Here is a 16,606-nt window from a genome sequence, read left to right as displayed (position 1 = left end):
CAGTGCAATTCAGAATTTCCGCCCGCACCGGGCTGCTCAGCCTGCTGCTGCTATGCGCAGGTCTACTTAATACTTTTGCATTTGCGCCATATAGCTGGCACGCCCTGCCCCTGTTGACCCTAACTATATTGGCAGTCACTTTACGCCAGAGCCAGACCCCAGGTCAGGCTGCCTGGCTGGCCTATTGTTATGGTCTCGGCTGGTTTGGCCTGGGCGTCAGTTGGGTCCATGTCAGCATCGCCACTTTTGGCGGTATGCCACTGATTGCCAGTCTTGGTATTATGGCGTTGCTGGTTGCTTATTTGTCCTTGTTTCCTGCTCTCGCAGCCTATACTGCGGCCCGTTTGGTCGCAAATCGGTCGCACTACTGGCCATTGTTGTTAGCTGTCTGCTGGACGCTCAGCGAGAACCTGCGCTCCTGGCTCTTTACCGGCTTCCCGTGGTTATCACTCGGTTATAGTCAAACAGATGGTTGGCTCGCCAGTTATGCGCCGCTGGTTGGCGAAACCGGCATTAACTTTATCCTGCTGTTGGCCGCCGGTAGTTTTGCGTTGTTATGGCGTTATCAAGCAAACCGGGTGGCGCAGTGGCAGTTAGCCGCTGCGGTCATGTTGCTGGTGCTGGCCCCTGCGCCAAATCACTTCAAAGGCTGGCAGACAACTGGCGCACAAGTGCCGGTCGCGCTGGTACAGGGCAATATCCGTCAGGAGCTGCGCTGGGCGCCAGAGCAGGAACTGCCGACGATGAAAAAATATATGCAGCTGACCCGGCCGCAGCTGGCGGAGCGGCTGGTGATTTGGCCGGAAGCGGCGATCCCGCAGGTAGAACCTGAAGCGCAGGCTTATTTGTTTAACCTTGATATGCTGGCTGCAGAAAACAAAGCGGCGGTGGTCACCGGGATCCTCGATTGGAAACGCAATGGCGATGCCTACAATGGCATGATTGTGGTCGGTGATACCGGCGTGAAAGGCCAGATTTATCATTACGAAACGCGCAACCGCTACCAGAAACACCACCTGTTACCGATTGGCGAATTTGTGCCGTTTGAACGCTTCCTGCGTGACGTGGCACCATTTTTTGACCTGCCAAACAGTTCCTTCGCCCGCGGTGAATGGCAACAGCCGAATCTGCAGGCCAAAGGTTATCAGCTACTGGCAGCACTTTGTTTTGAAATCGCTTTTCCACGGCAGATCCGCGCCAATTTCAGCGATGACACCGATTTTTTGTTAACTGTCAGCAACGACGCCTGGTTTGGTGATTCACATGGCCCCTGGCAACATCTGGAAATTGCCCGGATGCGGGCGCTTGAATTTGGTCGTCCTCTGCTGCGTGCCACGAACACCGGCGTGACCGCGGCCGTTGGCGCCGATGGCCAGGTGCTGGCACAGCTGCCGCAATTTCAGGATGGCGTGCTGACGCTGGATGTTCCATTGACTCAGGGCCGTACGCTGTATAGCCAGGTTGGTGACTGGCCGCTATACGCGTTCTGCCTGCTGACCTGCGCCATGCTGTGGTGGCGGCAGCGCCAGCGCAAAGAGACGGCTCCTGCAGCGTTGTTCACGCCAGCCAACACTGCTGAACCTGTGAGTGTCACGCCGGTCGAGCCAATGGCTGAGCATGCGCCAGCAGAACCACCAACAAAAGAACGGATTGAGCCACATTTCTGAAACTTGTCTAACCTGCAGATGCTTGCACTTAAAGGGACAACTAATTTAGTAGTCCCTTTTTTCATTCAGCCACAATACAGTTACAGCCGGTTAGTCTGTCCACCAAGTCAGTCGGACTTTTCGGAGTATCTTTATGAGTAAAATGATGATCGTTGGTTCTATGTTAGGCGCAGCCGCTATTACTGCCTTAGGCGCCGTCGCCACCAACTACACCAGCAGCAAAAACAATCAACCACAATGGGTTGAAATCGTCAGCAGTAAAGCGCTGACAGAAACCTCCACTGAACCGCAACAACAATGCACCACTAAAAAAATCGCCAAGACCGCACCGGTACAGGACCAGCATGAAATTGCCGGCACTGTGATAGGAGCAGTGGTTGGTGGTGTACTGGGTAATCAGGTCGGTGGTGGTTCAGGTAAAAAACTGGCAACGGTTGCCGGTGCTGCCGCCGGTGGTTATGCCGGCAAACAAGTCCAGGAAGACATGCAGCAAAAAGATGTGAGCTATCAGGAACAACAAGTGTGCAAAACGGTGCAAAAGACCGTCGAGAAAACTATCGGCTATGAAGTGCGTTATCTGCATGATGGCGAGCTGAAGACCACGCAGGTCAGTCAGAAACCATCAGGCCGGATGTTATTGCAAGATGGCAAGCTGATGGCGGTAGAACCCGTCAGTTCGTAACCTTCAGCCGGGTTCCCGGCAGCGCTCTGGCCATTAATCCTGAAGGCCAAAGCGCTGCTTTTTCTTACTTCAGTTTCATCCGCACCAAGGTGTTGTCTTTGACAATATGGTGGTGGTAAATCGCCGCCAGCGCATGGATACCGATCAGTGCGTAACCGGCATCCGCCAGCAATTCGTGTAAATCTTCAAAAGTCCCGGCCAGCTCTTCATTCGGCGCGATCAACGCCGGTAATTCGAGCCCCCAAAACGGGATCACTTTGCCCTCGGCCGATAAAATCAGCCAACCCAACAATGGTAAACCAATTAACAGCGCGTACAGTGCCAGATGCACCAGCGCCGCCAGTTTGTGCTGCCACACCGGCGGCACAGGTTCAATCGCCGGATAAGGCTGGCGGCTGCGAAACCAGAGCCGCGCCACAGTCAACAGCAATACACTGAGTCCCAGCATATAGTGTACGGTCTTCATCAATTCACGTTCTGGACTGCCGCGTTCAAAATTACTGCGAAACTCCATGGTGCAATACACGGCAATAATCAGCAGAACAGTGATCCAGTGCAAAGCAATGGTTGGAAACGAATAACGGGATGTGCTCATCGGGTGGCTCCGTATCAAAATAATAATCTGCGCTCAGCATGCAGTATGCGATCGCAACAAACCTTGCGGTACCGCAAAGATAACAGCGAATGCTGAAGAAACTCTGAGTTACCAGCTAGTCACCAGCGGCCAAAATACTGGTCAATTAACAACATCAGATGATGATTTAGCTCTTCGACCAGTGTATCGGCGTCTGTCTGGTAACTGCTGCACAGCCGTTCGGCCTGACTGTCAGTCAGCACCCGACCAGCCAGCGAAAACTCTAACTCAGGTAACGATTTATCAAATCGTGGCGTCAACACCCATTGCATAAAGGCCGGGGTGTGACTACTCACCAGCGGCTGGGCAAACTGACAAAACTCGGTAATATATTGCGCGCCATCTGGCCCCAGACAACCAGGCTCCAGCCGGTAAGTCGCTACCACCACAGGTTTGTTTGTCATGCCCATTCCTTCGTGCTGTTAAGACTGTTTGATCGCTGCGATAAACTGGTTCGAGTCGGCAATAGCCCGGTTCATGTCCTGCACCAATTGCTCGACATCCTGTTGCAACACAGAGAATTCACCGGAAATTGCCCCGACCGCTTTCGCGTTCAGATTATGTTTTAAATACAATACATTATCCTGCAATACCCGCAATACCGGCGGCATTTTGCTCTCGGCGCGGCGCATGACTTTAACCAGTGCATCAAACTGACGTTTGGTATCGAGCAGCTTTTGTTTGCTCTCAGCCCGCAGTTTTTTATTCTGGTATTGTTTTAACTCATCATCCCATTCGTTAAACAGGTCAAACGCCACCAGCTCGACTTTATTGATGCGGCTACTGACGTCCGCCGCCGCTTTTTTACTGTCTTCATACTGGCTGTTCAGCGCTTCATAGCGGCCTTGCAGATCGCCGCCATGGAATCCGATCAACTGTGACAGCTGATCCAACGCATCTTTAAATTCCTGCTGACCGGCAATCTGCGCATCCCGCGCTTCTTCAACCCGGTCGATCAGGATGTCACGTTTATGAATACCCACCTTTTCCATCGCCGCATAATAAGCCGTCGAGCAGCCCCCCTGCGCCAACAATGTCGCCAGCATTAGCGCCAGCCATCCCATTTTTTTCATCAATTTAATTTTCCTCAGCGCCGCCATTGACCAATTCAGCAATGGCAGCAAGTTTTTGCATCGTCAGTGCGTTTAAGGTTTTTTTCGCATACTGGCCTTTGGCATTACGCTCGCCGGCGGTCAGACCGGTTAACAGCTCCAGCGCTTCATCCACAGTGCGCACCGTGTAAATGCTAAACAAGCCGGCTTCAACCGCATTGATCACATCCTGATGCAGCACCAAATGCAGCAGATTGCTGGCCGGGATCACCACGCCCTGCCGGCCGGTCAGGCCACGCGACTGACACAGCTTAAAGAAACCTTCAATTTTTTCGTTCACGCCGCCAATGGCCTGGACCTGACCATGTTGGTTGATCGAGCCGGTGATCGCCAGATCCTGCCGCAGTGGCATGCCGGAGATCGCCGAGATCAGCGCCAGCACTTCCGCCAGCGACGCACTGTCGCCGTCAATCAGGCCGTAAGATTGTTCCATCGCAATATTGGCGGACAGCGTCAGCGGGAATTGCTGCGCATATTTGGCGCCGAGATAACCGGTCAGCAACATCACACCTTTGGAATGGATGGCTTTACCGAGTTCGACTTCCCGCTCGATGTCGATCACACCATTTGAACCCGGATAGACAGTGGCACTGATCCGTGCCGGCGTACCAAAGGCAGTGTCGCCAATTTCGAGCACTGTCAGGCCGTTGATTTTACCAACGGCCCAGCCGTCGGAATCAATCAGGATCTGGCCTTCCTGAATATCTTCCAAAAATGACTCGCTGATGCGGCCGGTGCGGTATTGTTTGCCGGCTAAGGCCTGCTGCACATGGGCGCCGGTCAGCTCGGCATCGCCTTGCTGATTGGCGTAATAACAGGCTTCGCGCACCAGTTCCAGCACGTCGGCAAAGCGCGCCGATAGTTTGCGCTGATGTTCGGCCTGGCGGAAACTGAATAACAACAATTGCTTCAGACCACAGACCGTCAGCGGGCCTGCTTCCAGCTGCTGGATCTGATCCTGCAGCTGCAGCGACATATATTTAATGGTTTGATCATTAAGCGGCAGATAACTTTCAAAATCGGCCAGCACGCGGAACAATTCGTTAAATTCATCGTCAACGTCCTGCACCAGATAATACAAATCGCGCGAGCCGAGCAGCACCACTTTGACGCTAAGCGGAATGGCTTTGGGTGTGATAATGGTCGAGTTAGTAACCGCGTGTTCACTCAAGGTATCGATAACAATCTCGCCGGATTTCAGTGCCAGTTTCAGCGCGTCCCACACTGCGGGTTGCGTCAGCAGCCGGTCTGCGTCCAGGATCAGGTAACCGCCGTTGGCTTTATGCAAAGCGCCGGCGCGGATCATGCGGTAATTGGTGTACAAAGACCCCTGCGCCGAGCTGTATTCAACCCGGCCAAACAAATTGCCGTAACTGGGGTTGGCTTCAAACACAATAGGCGCGCCGGACATCGATTCGTGATGCACCAGCACATTGGGTACAAAGTCGTTGATAAAAAAGCTGCGGATATCCAGCTCTTCGGCTTTGTCGCTCTCCAGCTCTTCCGGCAACAATTCCAGCACCGCTTTCACCAGTTCCGGCCGCATTTCGCGTAAGTAACGCAAAATACCCAGCTCAGTGACATAGTCGTGTTCCAGCTGCTTTAACAGCGGTTTGATCGCCTGTTCGATCGTTTCGCGGCGCAGCGTACGCAGATTTTCCGATAACTCACGTTTCCACTGCGGCAATTCCAGCAGCTGCTCGTTCAGAATGGTTTCCAGCTCGCTGACCAGTTCGTAAAAAAACTGCCGTTTATCATCGGCCAGATTGGCAAATTCAGCATCGTCCAGCGGTTTGCCGTCGATCATTGGTGAAAAACTAACGGCGCCGTTTTCTTCGTACAGCACCACCTGTTTTTCCAGTGCTTTACGTTCCACCAGCGCGATGGCAGCTTCGTATTTATTGTCAAAAGCGGCATGGATGGCTTTTTTGCGCCGTTGATAACCCGGGTTATCAAAGGCGGCCGGGAAGGTGTCGAGCAGTTCGTCGATCAGCGCTTCGAGTTTTTTCACCAGCACGCGGCCTTCACCCGGCAACAGGCGCAGTGTTTGCGGTGTGCGTTCGTCGTCAAAATTATTCAGATAACACCAGTCATCCGGCGTTTCTTTTTCACTGGCCGCCTGCTGCAGAATATCCTGCACCAATGTGAAACGGCCCAAGGCCGGTTCGCCCATCACATACAGGTTATAGCCCGGCATATCCATGCCGATAGCAAAACCCAGCGCGGCCTTGGCACGGTCCTGACCGATAAAGGTGCTGCTGTATCCCGCCACGTCTAATGCATCTTTGATCTGGGCGTCGTCCAGTTGCGGGGATAGCTGCGCCGCACTAAGGGCGAGCAGCTGAAGTTTAGCGTCGGCAGCTTTGGTTACTGCAATTTGCGTCATGCCGTAGATTCCTTACAGGGATATACCGGCATACTAACAAAATCAGTAGCATGCCGAAAACATATCTGTGCTGTGGCACCAGATCTCTTTGGCACCACAGGAAAAGATCAGACCGGCAGGCCACGACGCAAAAAGTGCCCACCGCCGCAAGCCTGACAAGGGATCAGTTCCGCTGGATGGTTGTAATGCAACACTTCGTTGCATACACGACAAACATACAGCCCCATCCCGACCGGTTCGCCCTGCAGATACAACCCCTGATGCGACAGATCCTGCTCCAGTTCCTGCCATTCCACCTGGGTTTTATCAGTGACCTGGGCCAGCAGCTGCCACAAGGTTTCCGGCCAGATCGACGGCGGCTGCGGCTGTTGTTGCTGATGAAAAAAAGTTTCGATAAAAAGCTGGGTCTCGTAGGCGGTCAGCTCCCGGCCGGCTTTGACATAAGCACTGATGGTGTCGGCCAGCTGCAGCGCCGGTTTCAGCGTCGGATCAACGCCAGGCGGCTGTCGCTGCAGCATCTGATCAAGTTGCTGCAGCCAGTGCCGGTATTTTTGCATTAAATCAGCCATCTTCACCTCGTACCACAGACCCGTTGTAAGCCGAGTATAGCTGGCTGCGGTCAGGACATCCGCACAACATCAGCACACACAGCCCCAGATCAATGCCGGCCCCCATTGCAATCAGTGCCGGGCCAGCCCTGTATATTAATTGTACCGATTTTGTCGTTCATTATGATTTTTCTGTGAAATCACCGCAATTTTGTTGTTCCCGATTCATCAACTGTCTAGGTTGTCGCCGCTGCGGCCCCTAGTACCTATTTTATGAAAACAACTTCTCCCTGCGATCATGACGAACCGGGGGCTGCAGTACACAAGCCAATTAGAGGATATCCAGGATGTACAAAAATAATAAGCTGGCGATTGCCGTACAAATCGCCCTGAGTTTGGGTCTGGTCAGCCAGGCGCAGGCGCAACAAACCCAGACCGACGACAAAGTCGAACGGATTGAAGTGACGGGTTCAAAAATCAAACGGATCGGTGAATTATCGCCTACGCCAGTGACCGTGATCACTGGTGATTCTATCGTTGATGCGGGTGTCACCAACGTCGGTGAACTGCTCAATGACATGCCAAATGCTGTTACCGGACTGTCACCAGAAACCACCAACGGCACAATTTTCGCTTCCGGTCTGAACAACACAGCATTACGCGGTCTTGGTACTAACCGCACGCTGGTGCTGGTAAATGGCCGCCGTTTTGTTGGTTCTAACCCGGGCAACAGCGCAGTCGATTTAAACAACATTCCAACGGCGATGATCGAACGCATCGAAGTGTCCACCGGCGGTGCTTCCGCCGTGTACGGCTCTGACGCCGTGGCAGGTGTAGTGAACATCATCACGAAAAAATCATTTAACGGCTTTGAAGTCGATGCAGCGACCAGCCGGCCGTCACAAAGTGGCGGTGAAGAAGATTTTTACAGCCTGACTTTTGGCAACAGCGAAGGAAAATCCGATTTTATCGCTAACCTGACGTACGCAGAGCAGTCACAGATCCGCGGCAGTCAGCGTGATTTTGTCCGCGATGGTCTGATCATGATCGACAACCCGGATAACAAAACCGGCACTGACGGTATTCCTGGCCGTATTGTCTGGGAAAAAACCGGTAATCCAATTCTGATCAACTATGGCAAAACCGGTACTTTCGCAGTCGGCGGTAAGAATTATGTGTTTGCCAATGACGGTTCAGTACGTCCATTTGATATGAATGGCGGCACGGCTTATCCGTTCGTTACAGGCAGCGCCAACAACAGCCGTTATTTATCTGCGGACGGTGCGCCGGGCGATGGTTACAACACGCTGGACCACACTTACCTGCGCACCCCGCTGGAACGTCTGAACCTGAATATGAATTATGGTTATCAGATTAACGATGACCACCGTTTTACCTTTGAATCCACATATTCGAATACAAAAGCCTTTGGCGAAAGCTCTCCGGCATTTTTTGTATTAAGCGGTGCTAACGGTATCGACCCGCTGAACCCAATGCTGACTGACAGCGCGCGCAAGTTTTTTGCCGACAACAAAGTCACTTCACAAATCCAGAATACCTATCTGGCGGATATTTTCGGTAACCGTAAATACGACCAGAACCGTACTCTGGCCCGTGCGGCTATTGGCCTGGAAGGTGTGTTGACGGATACCTGGGGCTACGAAGCATATGCCCAGAAAGGCCATGTCGATGCCAATTCAAAATGGTTTGGTGAAATGCTGGAAGACCGCTTTTATGCCGCGATCCAGGCCACCCGTGATGCCAACGGCAATATTGTCTGTAAAGACGTGACCGCCCGTGCCCAAGGCTGTGTGCCGCTGAACATTTACGGCTCCGGCATGGCTTCTCAGTCTGCATTGGATTGGATCCGCACCGATGCAATGCGTGATGCCACATTGGATCAGGATGTTGCCGGTTTCACCCTGACCGGTGATATCTATGAATTGCCGGCCGGTATTGTTGGCTCGGCTTTCAGTGTGGAATACCGCAAAGAGCGTTCATCATCGTTGCCAGATCCGGCAATGCGTTCAGGCGCGTTATTTAACAACCAGTCCTCGCCTTTATCCGGTGAGTTCTCTGTGCGCGAAGCCTCTGCCGAATTCTCCGTGCCGTTACTGGCTGACCTGGCTTATGTCAAAGACCTGACGCTGGAAACTGCAGTCCGCGCGATGGATTACAGCACCACTGGCGGTGAAAATGCCTGGAAAATCAGTCTGAACTACACCATCAACGATGACCTGAAACTGCGGCTGAACCGGTCGAAATCCGTCCGGGCACCCAACATTGGTGAACTGTATAACCCGCCGGGCCAGACCTACAGTACGCTGGTGGATCCATGCCAGCAACTGCGCATCGACAGCGCCGGTGTGTACAAAGCCAACGTCGAGAAAAACTGTCGCGCTGATGGTATGCCACAAGGCTGGTCGCCAACACCAGCATGGGTCAATGGCGGCAATAAACCTGGCTTTATCATCGGTAACACCGATCTGAACAGCGAGCGCGCTTACGACATCACAGCCGGCTTCATCTATACACCGTCATACCTGGATGGTTTCAGCCTGACCGTGGATTACTGGAGCTTTAAGATCGCGGATATGATCGAAAGCCACACCGCCCAAAACGTGGTGAACTTCTGCTATCAGCTGGACAGCCTGGATAACCCGTATTGCTCACTGTTCACCCGCGATACAGTGACACGTGATATCACCAACTACTTCGTGAAGCCGGTGAACTCTGCGTCTGCCGAACTGGCAGGTTACGATATCGAAACCAACTATAAGTTTGATCTCGGCAACTACGGCAACCTGGACCTGCGTTTGATTGCAACTTACACCGATTATTGGAACCAAAACACCACAGGCCGGGCCGGTGATAACCGCAAGTATGCCGGCAGCTACGACACGTTCCGCTGGAAAGGCCGTTTTAACGCCAACTACAGCTATGACGACCTGTCGCTGGCATTAGGCGCAACCTATATCCACAGTTCAGTCTGGGATCGTAACGCCTGGACACCGGAAGTGAACAACTACAACGATATCGGCTCTTATATTGCCTGGGACTTAACCGGTAAATATAACCTGACCCCAGAGCTGCAATTACGCGCTGGCGTGCTGAATCTGGCGGACCGTCAACCGGTGCGCAACCCGAATACTTATAACTCGGGTGAGCACTACGACATTCTGGGTCGTCGTCTGACGCTGGGTGTGAACTACAAGTTCTAATCCCTACCCGGATTTAGTCCATAACCAAAGGAGAGCTTGCCTCTCCTTTTTTTCGCCCGCGATTTACCTGCATTGGTCGCAGCCCGGTTGCCTGTCGCCAATTCCGCCGACATGCTGCTGATTTGCATCAGGAGTGCAGCAATTGACCTGCCATGCTATTCGTCGCTTATGTGCTGTGCTGTTTGTGATCTCTATCCCGTCAATGGCCACGCTGTATTTCCCGCCGGCCGGCCAGTGGGCCGAAGCCACACCACAGAGCCTGCAGCTTAATCCACAGCGGCTGCAACAGGCGGTCGATTATGCAATCGCCAGCGAAAACAAAGCTCCCAAAGATCAAGCCATAGTGCAGGCCACCACTTTTGGTGCGCGCGAGCCTTATGATCAAATCATCGGGCCTATGAGTGTGCGGGCCGGCGCTAATGGCCTGATTGTGTATCAGGGCAAAGTCGTGGCGCGCTGGGGTGATGTCGACAAAGTTGATATGACGCACAGCATTACCAAAACTTTTTTAACCACTGTGACTGGTCTTGCGCTGCAACAGGGCCTGATCCACAACCTAAACGATAAAGTCGCAGCTTATATGCCACCGGGTGTGGATTTGTATCAGGGCGCGCATAACAGTCAGATCCGCTGGGAGCATTTATTACGTCAGAGCAGTGACTGGCAAGGCACCTTGTGGGGTAAACCGGACTGGGCCGACCGGCCGGAAGGCAAAACACCGGCCGACTGGCCACAGCGCCCACTGCGCACCCCCGGCAGTTTTTACAAATACAACGACGTGCGGATGAATCTGTTGGCGCTGTCCACTTTATATGTCTGGCGCAAACCACTGCCGCAGGTGTTACACGAACGGATTATGCAGCCGATTGGCGCATCGTCGACCTGGCGCTGGGTTGGCTATGACAATAGCTGGCTAGAGCTTGATGGTCAGAACATGCAGTCAGTGTCCGGTGGCGGTCACTGGGGCGGCGGTATGTTTATCAATGCCTGGGATTTGGCCCGTTTTGGTTATCTGTTTTTGCGTGACGGTAACTGGAATGGCCAGCAACTGGTCAGCCAGCAGTTTATTCAGCAAGCTCGCACGGGTGGCCCGGCTAACCCACAATATGGTTTTGCCAACTGGTTTTTAAATACCGATCAAAAAGCCCTGCCGAGTGCCCCCACCTCTGCGGTGACCTTTGAAGGCGCCGGCCGTAATGTGATTTATCTCGATAAAGAACATGATCTGCTGATTGTCACCCGCTGGATTGGCAATGGCCCCGAGCTCAATCAGCTGGTCGGCAAAGTACTGGCGGCGCTGCCTGCGGCAAATTAAGCCGATTCAGCTGCTATATGGCAGCAAGAAGCCGCTGTCAGGCCATCGTGGCAGTTGTTGCCACTGGCCTGAATGCGTTATCCTAACGGTAATAGTTTTTATTTTTTGCCCATATCCCCCGTGATATTTATCTGTTGAGATCCTTTGCATGCAAGCACCAGAAAACAGCACTCAGGCCCCTTCAGCGCAAGCCGTTGCAGCGCCATACGAACCGCGCCTGATTGAAACCGCGTTACAACAGCACTGGGCGAGCTCAAACGCCTTTAAAGTGACCGAAGACCCAAGCAAAGAAAAATACTACTGCCTGTCGATGTTTCCTTATCCAAGTGGCCGTTTGCACATGGGCCACGTGCGTAACTACACCATCGGTGATGTGATCAGCCGCTTCCAGCGCATGCAGGGTAAAAACGTCATGCAGCCAATGGGCTGGGATGCGTTTGGTCTGCCGGCAGAAAACGCCGCGATTGCTAACAAAACCGCGCCGGCCAAGTGGACCTACGCCAACATCGAGTACATGAAAAACCAGTTAAAACGCCTCGGTTTTGGTTATGACTGGGACCGCGAAATCGCCACCTGCAAACCAGAATATTACAAATGGGAACAATGGTTCTTCACCAAGCTGTTTGAAAAAGGTCTGGTCTACAAAAAAATGGCTACCGTCAACTGGGACCCGGTTGATCAGTGTGTACTGGCGAACGAGCAGGTCATTGACGGTCGCGGCTGGCGCTCAGGCGCGTTAGTAGAACAACGCGAGCTGGCGCAGTGGTTTATCAAAATCACCGACTATGCCGAAGAATTACTCAATGACCTAGACCAGCTGGACGAATGGCCAGAGCAGGTCAAAACCATGCAACGCAACTGGATCGGCCGCTCTGAAGGCGTCGAAATCAAGTTCAGCCTCGGCGGTTCCAGCTACGATTTCACCATTTACACGACGCGCCCGGATACGTTATTCGGCGTCACTTATGTCGCTATTGCGCCACAACACCCGCTGGCGCAAAAAGCAGCAAAGCTTGACGACAAGCTGGCGGCCTTTATTGAAGACTGCAAAGGCAATAAAGTTGCTGAAGCCGACATGGCCACCATGGAGAAAAAAGGTCATCCAACCGGTTTCTTCGCGGTCCACCCACTGACCGGCGAACAAGTGCCAATTTTTGTCGCCAACTTCGTGCTGATGGATTACGGCTCAGGCGCAGTAATGGCGGTGCCTGGCCATGACCAGCGTGATTTTGAATTCGCGACCAAATACGGCCTGCGGATCAAACAAGTGGTTGCACCGGCTGCAGGTTCTACATCTGTGGTGGATCTCAGCAAAGCGGCATTTACCGAAAAAGGCGTGTTAATCAACTCTGGTGAGTTTGACGGGCTGGAATTCAGCGCTGCATTTAAAGCGATCTCTGACAAGCTGGTGGCGAAAGGCGTCGGTCAGGTCAAAGTCAATTACCGGCTGCGCGACTGGGGCGTATCCCGTCAGCGCTATTGGGGCGCGCCAATTCCGGTACTGACGCTGGAAGACGGCACGCAAGTGCCGGTGCCTGCCGATCAACTGCCAGTGCGTTTACCGGAAGATGTGGTGATGGATGGCGTGAAATCGCCTATCAAAGCTGACCCGGAATGGGCCAAAACCAGCTATAACGGCAAAGCTGCTTTCCACGAAACAGATACGTTCGACACCTTTATGGAATCGAGCTGGTACTACGCCCGTTATTGCAGCCCGGACAGTACCGATATGATGTTGGACCCGACCAAAGCCAATTACTGGCTGCCGGTTGATCAGTACATCGGCGGCATTGAACATGCCATTCTGCACTTACTGTACTCGCGTTTTTTCCACAAACTGATGCGTGACGTTGGCCTGGTGCAATCGGATGAGCCATTCAAACGCCTGCTGTGTCAGGGCATGGTGCTGGCGGAAACTTTCTACCGCGACAACGAAGGCGGCAGCAAAACCTGGTTCTCGCCACAAGATGTCGCAGTTGAACGCGACGACAAAGGCCGTATCACCGGTGCTGTGCTGAAATCCGACGGTCAGAAAGTTGAATCGGCTGGCATGAGCAAAATGTCGAAGTCAAAAAATAACGGCATTGACCCGCAAACGGTGATCGACCAGTACGGCGCTGATACAGTACGACTGTTTATGATGTTCACGTCACCGCCAGAACAAACGCTGGAATGGCAGGATTCTGCCGTGGAAGGTGCGATGCGTTTCCTGCGCCGCGTCTGGACGCTGGTCAATGAATTTAACGCTTTTGGCCCGATTGACACACAACTCGCCGCGCTGGATAAAGCAGCATTAAATGCCGACCAGAAAGCGCTGCGCCGTGAACTGCATAAAACCATTGCCAAAGTGACCGACGACCTCGGCCGGCGTTATACCTTTAACACCGCAGTTGCCGCCATTATGGAGCTGATGAACAAGCTGCAAAAAGCCGCAACTGAGACCGCGCAGGATAAAGCCGTGTTGGCTGAAGCCATCATTGCCGTATTGCAGCTGCTGAACCCAATCACGCCGCATTTATCCCAATATCTGTGGAAAACACTGGGCCATAGCACTGAGCTGGAACAGAGCGGCTGGCCGCTGCTGGATGAATCCGCGCTGGTGGAAGACGCTAAGCTGGTAGTGGTACAGATCAACGGCAAAGTGCGCAGCAAAGTCACAGTGGCGCTTGATGCGACACAAGACGACGTGTTGGCACTGGCGATGGCCGAAGACATAGTTCAGAAGTACTTAGAGGGCGTTGAACTGAAAAAAGTCGTCTATGTACCAGGTAAACTGCTGAGCCTGGTGGTCGGCTGATGCGCGGCTGGCGTCTGTCTGTACAGGTGCTGCTGCCGCTGCTGCTGAGTCTGTTGCTCAGCAGCTGCGGATTTCAGTTACGCGGTTCATTACCTTTGGAAAAATATCCGGCGGTGTACCTGCAAGGCGATAAGCATTCCGAACTGCTGCAGCAATTGGGTTTGCAACTGGAACGTAATCAGGTCAAATTGCTCGACAGTTCAGACGCCGGCGCCGCCATTTTTGTGCTGGATTCTGACAGTCTGCAGCGCCGTACTTTGTCGTTGTTCCCAAACGGCCAGGTGGCGGAATATGAACTGATTTACAAAGTGAATTATCAGCTGGTATTGCCGGGGCAAGAGCCACGGCCATATCAGATTGAGCTGTACCGCGATTATCAGGACGACCCGTCCCGCGCGCTGGCAAAATCAAAAGAACTGGACCTGATGCTGACCGAGCTGCGCTCGCAGGCGGTCGCCCGCATTATCCGTCAGTTCGGCCGGCTGTAAGCCATGCTGAAACTCTATGCCAATCAACTGGCGGCCAGCTTAAAAAAACAGCTGGCCACCATTTATCTGGTATTTGGTGAAGAACCGCTGCAAAAACTGGAAAGCCTTGATGAGATCCGCGTGGCGGCCAAATCTAAGGGTTTTACCGAGCGGCAAAGTTATTTATTGGAAGCCCAATTAGACTGGGACAGTCTGTTCGGTGAATTTAACAGTCTGTCGCTGTTCTCCGATCGCAAGCTGATTGAGCTGGATCTCGGCACCAGTAAAATCACGCCGGCACAACAAGACCAGCTGAAAAAAATCCCGGCGATGCTGCATCCGGACATTTGTCTGGTGTTGCACGGCGCGCGAAACAGCGGTGAATTCAGTAAAACCAGCTGGTTTAAGACCTTGTCAGAACAAGGTGTGCAGGTGCAGTTTTACCCGCTGGACGACCATCAGTTTATGCGCTGGCTGAAAGAGCGAGCGCAGCAACTTGGCCTGAAGCTGCAAACTGACGCACTGCAATTATTGCAACACCATGCTGCCGGCAACTTACTGGCGGCACGGCAGGAGCTGGAAAAACTGGCGCTGACGGCTCAGGGCCAATGGCTCGATGGCGCCTTTTTACAACAATATCTGGCTGACCAATCGCATTTTACTGTGTTCCAGCTGGTTGACGCGCTGCTGGCGGGCCAGGGCGAAGAAGCCTTACATCGGCTGGATCGGCTGCTACAGCAGGATACCGAGCCGGTGATTATCGCCTGGCAGCTGCAAAAAGAAGCCACAACTTTACTGGCGCTGCAACAGGCAGGTCAGGTCGGTGACGAACAGTATAAAAAATATGGTATCTGGCCGAAGCGCCAGCCGCTTTACCAGCAGGCACTGCTGCGATTGTCAGCGAACTGGCTGCATTTTTTACTGCAGGAACTACAGACTTTTGACCGCGGTTTTAAATCCGGTCAGTTGACCCACACCGAAACCGCGCTGGCGCACCTGGTAACGCTGTTTATCAAACCGGTGCCCAAAGTTTTTTCGCTGCAGCAACTGGTTGCCGGGGACTAAGACAATGTCAACGCCCGCCCCGTCGCCCAAACTCCGTGGCTTTTACGGTGGTACTTTTGACCCTATTCATCAGGGGCATCTGCAGTCGGCGTTATTTGTGCAGCAATATTGTCAGCTCGATAGTCTGGACCTGCTACCTTGTCATTTACCACCACACCGCGACTCGCCAAGCAGTAGTCTGCACCGCGCCGAAATGGTGCGTCTGGCCATCGCACCTTATCCGCAGCTGCAGCTCAATTTACTGGAGTTGACACGGCATACGCCCTCTTACACCGTCGATACGCTGGAACAACTAAAACAGCAATATCCCGGCGATATCTTGTGCTTTGTCATCGGTATGGATTCACTGGCCTATCTGACGCGCTGGCACCGCTGGCGCGAGATCCTGACACTTTGCCATTTACTGGTGTTAGCCAGACCGGGTTACAGCAGCGCTGATGGCGATGCACCAGAGTTATTGCAACAGTTTGGTGCGACCAGCTTCACACAATTAAAACAAGCCAATTGCGGTCAAATTTTGCTGCTACCCAATCCACCGGTCGACGTCTCCGCCACGGCAATTCGCAGCGGTCAGGCCCCGGCGGCGCTGCAAATTTCAGCAGTGCAGGCTTACATCCGTCAGCATGGTCTGTATCCACAATAAAAATTGCGCAAAAGCCGGCACAAAGCCGGCTTCGCCGCTTTGGTTTGACCGGTAGAAACTGTTAACATG

The 16,606-nt window shown here is 53.1% G+C and carries 13 protein-coding genes; 8 read left to right on the top strand and 5 right to left on the bottom strand.

Features of this window, described 5'->3' with window-relative positions; translation table 11 throughout:
- The first annotated feature begins 2 nt into the window (after window positions 1-2).
- The gene (gene lnt / locus ATY27_RS10800) at window positions 3-1,667 is read left to right on the top strand and encodes an apolipoprotein N-acyltransferase (RefSeq protein WP_244151267.1); all 1,665 of its coding nucleotides are present in this window, start codon (window positions 3-5) and stop codon (window positions 1,665-1,667) included.
- Between the two features lie 133 nt (window positions 1,668-1,800).
- A complete protein-coding gene (locus ATY27_RS10795) occupies window positions 1,801-2,349 on the top strand; it encodes a glycine zipper 2TM domain-containing protein (RefSeq protein ID WP_279614555.1) in 549 nt (182 codons plus the stop codon).
- Window positions 2,350-2,413: 64 nt separating this feature from the next.
- Here ATY27_RS10795 and ATY27_RS10790 read toward each other — a convergent pair whose 3' ends face one another.
- The 5 genes from ATY27_RS10790 to ATY27_RS10770 form a co-directional block, all read right to left on the bottom strand.
- Window positions 2,414-2,944 (bottom strand): cytochrome b, encoded by a 531-nt coding sequence (locus tag ATY27_RS10790; protein WP_208930660.1) that lies wholly within the window; start codon window positions 2,942-2,944, stop codon window positions 2,414-2,416.
- Between the two features lie 119 nt (window positions 2,945-3,063).
- Window positions 3,064-3,387 carry a hypothetical protein gene (locus ATY27_RS10785; RefSeq protein ID WP_208930659.1) on the bottom strand — a complete coding sequence of 108 codons (324 nt, stop codon included), beginning with the start codon at window positions 3,385-3,387 and terminating at the stop codon, window positions 3,064-3,066.
- An 18-nt stretch (window positions 3,388-3,405) separates the two neighbouring features.
- Window positions 3,406-4,056, bottom strand: a complete 651-nt coding sequence (locus ATY27_RS10780) for a DUF2959 domain-containing protein (RefSeq protein ID WP_244151266.1) — start codon at window positions 4,054-4,056, stop codon at window positions 3,406-3,408.
- A 4-nt stretch (window positions 4,057-4,060) separates the two neighbouring features.
- On the bottom strand, window positions 4,061-6,481 hold the full coding sequence (locus ATY27_RS10775) for an ATP-binding protein (RefSeq protein ID WP_208930658.1): 2,421 nt from the start codon (window positions 6,479-6,481) through the stop codon (window positions 4,061-4,063).
- A 107-nt stretch (window positions 6,482-6,588) separates the two neighbouring features.
- Complete coding sequence (locus ATY27_RS10770; protein WP_208930657.1) at window positions 6,589-7,050, bottom strand: hypothetical protein; 462 nt, start codon at window positions 7,048-7,050, stop codon at window positions 6,589-6,591.
- Window positions 7,051-7,376: 326 nt separating this feature from the next.
- Between ATY27_RS10770 and ATY27_RS10765 the strand changes: the two genes are divergently transcribed.
- The 6 genes from ATY27_RS10765 to nadD all read left to right on the top strand — a co-directional run bounded on the left by ATY27_RS10765 (window position 7,377) and on the right by nadD (window position 16,537).
- The gene (locus ATY27_RS10765) at window positions 7,377-10,250 is read left to right on the top strand and encodes a TonB-dependent receptor (protein ID WP_208930656.1); all 2,874 of its coding nucleotides are present in this window, start codon (window positions 7,377-7,379) and stop codon (window positions 10,248-10,250) included.
- A 142-nt stretch (window positions 10,251-10,392) separates the two neighbouring features.
- Complete coding sequence (locus tag ATY27_RS10760; protein ID WP_244151265.1) at window positions 10,393-11,565, top strand: serine hydrolase; 1,173 nt, start codon at window positions 10,393-10,395, stop codon at window positions 11,563-11,565.
- Between the two features lie 148 nt (window positions 11,566-11,713).
- Window positions 11,714-14,362, top strand: a complete 2,649-nt coding sequence (gene leuS / locus ATY27_RS10755) for a leucine--tRNA ligase (protein ID WP_208930655.1) — start codon at window positions 11,714-11,716, stop codon at window positions 14,360-14,362.
- The gene (gene lptE / locus ATY27_RS10750; protein ID WP_208930654.1) at window positions 14,362-14,850 is read left to right on the top strand and encodes an LPS assembly lipoprotein LptE; all 489 of its coding nucleotides are present in this window, start codon (window positions 14,362-14,364) and stop codon (window positions 14,848-14,850) included. Before leuS ends, lptE begins: the two co-directional genes overlap by 1 nt.
- A gap of 3 nt (window positions 14,851-14,853) precedes the next feature.
- Window positions 14,854-15,894: a DNA polymerase III subunit delta gene (gene holA / locus ATY27_RS10745; RefSeq protein ID WP_208930653.1), complete on the top strand. Its 1,041-nt coding sequence runs from the start codon at window positions 14,854-14,856 to the stop codon at window positions 15,892-15,894.
- Window positions 15,895-15,898: 4 nt separating this feature from the next.
- Window positions 15,899-16,537: a nicotinate-nucleotide adenylyltransferase gene (nadD, locus tag ATY27_RS10740; RefSeq protein ID WP_208930652.1), complete on the top strand. Its 639-nt coding sequence runs from the start codon at window positions 15,899-15,901 to the stop codon at window positions 16,535-16,537.
- Window positions 16,538-16,606 lie beyond the last annotated feature (69 nt).

This window comes from Rheinheimera sp. F8 (assembly GCF_001518915.1).
This window is presented reverse-complemented; position numbering and strand designations above follow the sequence as displayed.